Below are 2271 nucleotides of genomic sequence, written 5' to 3'. Positions count from 1 at the left end.
GACAAGCTCCTCGCCACCGCCGAGACCCAGGTCAACCAGGTCCTCGCCAACCAGTAGGCGGATGCGGGTGGGGCGGGCAGGCGCCCGCCCCACCCCTGCGCCGGTAGCGCGTTCGTCCGGCCACCCCTACCGCCCGACCCGTACGGGCTCCGAAACCGGCAGACAGTACCAAGGAGAGACGATGTCGGCCCCCAGCCTGACCCCGAGCAAGGCGGACCACCCCCGCCCCTCCCTGCCACGAGAGGCGGGCCCCGCGCCGACCAGCGGCCGCTTCGCCAGAAGCCTGCGGCGCAACCTCACCGCTCATGGCTTCCTCATCGGCGCGGTGCTGTGCTTCGGCGTCTTCTCCTGGTATCCGATGGTGCGGGAGTTCTTCCTCGCCTTCCAGAAGACCGAGAACGGCCGCACGACCTGGGTCGGTTTCGACAACCTGGTCACGGTGTTCAACGATCCGGCCTTCTGGCAGGCGTGGGGGAACACCGCCCTGTTCACCGTGCTCGCGCTCGTCCTCGGCTTCGCGGTGCCGTTCCTCGTCGCGGTGGTCATCAACGAGTTCCAGCACGGCCAGGGATATCTGCGGCTTCTCGTCTACCTGCCGGTCATGCTTCCCCCGGTCGCCTCGGTCCTCCTCTTCAAGTACCTGTACGACCCCGGCTACGGTCTCCTCAACGAGTTGTTCACCAGCCTCGGGCTGCCCGAGCAGCAGTGGCTCCAGGACCCGGACATCTCGATGTTCGCCGTCGTCATCGCCTCGACCTGGATGAACATGGGCGGTGCGACCCTGATCTACCTCGCATCGCTCCAGTCCATCCCCGGCGAGCTGTACGAGGCGGCCGAACTCGACGGCGCGGGAATCCTCCGCAAGATCTGGCACGTCACCATCCCGCAGACCCGCCTCATCCTGTCGCTGATGGCGCTCATGCAGGTCATCGCCACCATGCAGGTCTTCGTGGAGCCGTTCCTGCTCACCGGCGGCGCGGGACCCGAGGGATCGACGACCACGGTCGTCTACCTCATCTACCAGTACGCCTTCAACTTCAACAACTACGGTGCCGCGGCGGCGCTCGGCCTGCTCCTGCTCGTACTCCTGGCCGGTTTCTCGGCGGTGTACGTGAAGCTCAGCCGCGCCGAGGACGAGTAGGACCGGAGACCAGCCATGTCCACACGCACACTCATCTCGCCGTCCGTGCTCGCCAGGCCCCGCGGCAGGGTCCTCTACTGGACCGTCTTCGCCGCCGTCGTGCTCCTGTTCACCCTGGTCTTCCTCGGCCCCCTCTACTGGCTCGTGTCGAGCGGGTTCAAGGACACCCAGGAGGTCATCCAGACCCCGCCGACCCTGGTCCCGAACACGTTCGAGCCCGAGAACTACGCGCGGGCGTGGGAGGTCATGGACCTTGCCACCCTCCTTTTCAACACGCTGTACTACGCCTTCGGGGCCCTCGCCTTCCAGCTGATCCTCGATGTGGCGGCCGCCTACTCGCTGTCGAAGCTGCGGCCCGTGTTCGGCAAGGCGATCCTCGGCATGATGCTCGCGACGCTGATGATCCCGGCGACCGTGCTCGTCGTCCCTCAGTACCTGACCGTGCTCGACGTGCCGGTCATCGAGCGCAACCTGCTCAACACGCCCTGGGCGATCTGGCTGCCGGCCGTCACCAACGCCTTCAACATCTTCCTGCTCAAGCGTTTCTTCGACTCCATACCCAAGGAGCTGCTCGACGCGGCTTCGATGGACGGGGCCTCGCCCATGCGGGTTCTGTGGTCGATCGTCCTACCGATCTCCCGGCCCATTCTCGGCGTGGTGTCGATCTTCGCGGTGGTCGGTGTGTGGAAGGACTTTCTCTGGCCGATGCTCACCCTGCCCGACCCGTCGAAGCAGACGCTCAACGTGGGGATCTACTCGCTGTCCAACGGTGTTCCGGTGAACGTCCTGATCGCGGCGCTGACGATCGCCTCCCTTCCCACGCTGCTGATCTTCCTGGTCTTCCAGCGGAACATCATGAGCGGCCTCACCGCCGGCGGCCTCAAGGGCTGATCAGGCTTCTCCTCCCGCTCCGCCCCTGGTCCACCGCCCCATATGCCTTCGCCGCCGGCCCACTTGCCGCCCCGCTGTCAGGGCCGGCGGCGAAGAACCACCCTGCCCGAAAGGACCCGACCTGTGGCAGCCCCTCATCCGCGTACCGACGACTGGTGGCGCGACGCCGTCATCTACCAGGTGTATCCGCGCAGTTTCGCCGACGGCGACGGCGACGGCACCGGGGACCTCGCGGGCGT

The 2271-nt window shown here is 66.7% G+C and carries 2 protein-coding genes and 1 pseudogene; all 3 read left to right on the top strand.

Annotated elements, in window-relative coordinates; genetic code table 11:
• Positions 1 to 181 precede the first annotated feature (181 nt).
• Entirely contained in the window at positions 182 to 1141 is a 960-nt protein-coding gene (locus tag ABT129_RS37985; RefSeq protein WP_351910832.1) for a carbohydrate ABC transporter permease, read from the top strand.
• 15 nt (positions 1142 to 1156) lie between these two features.
• Complete coding sequence (locus tag ABT129_RS37980) at positions 1157 to 2032, top strand: carbohydrate ABC transporter permease (RefSeq protein ID WP_351910830.1); 876 nt, start codon at positions 1157 to 1159, stop codon at positions 2030 to 2032.
• A 42-nt stretch (positions 2033 to 2074) separates the two neighbouring features.
• Positions 2075 to 2271, top strand: a pseudogene (locus ABT129_RS37975) (alpha-glucosidase); the annotation flags it as partial.

Source organism: Streptomyces sp. NPDC002057, assembly GCF_040296665.1.
Lineage (GTDB): Bacteria > Actinomycetota > Actinomycetes > Streptomycetales > Streptomycetaceae > Streptomyces.
This window is presented reverse-complemented; position numbering and strand designations above follow the sequence as displayed.

Excerpts from the sequence above, each read along its gene's own strand:
- ABT129_RS37985 (WP_351910832.1), top strand. The coding sequence starts at position 182 with ATGTCGGCCCCCAGCCTGACCCCGAGCAAGGCGGACCACCCCCGCCCC.
- ABT129_RS37980 (WP_351910830.1), top strand. The coding sequence starts at position 1,157 with ATGTCCACACGCACACTCATCTCGCCGTCCGTGCTCGCCAGGCCCCGC.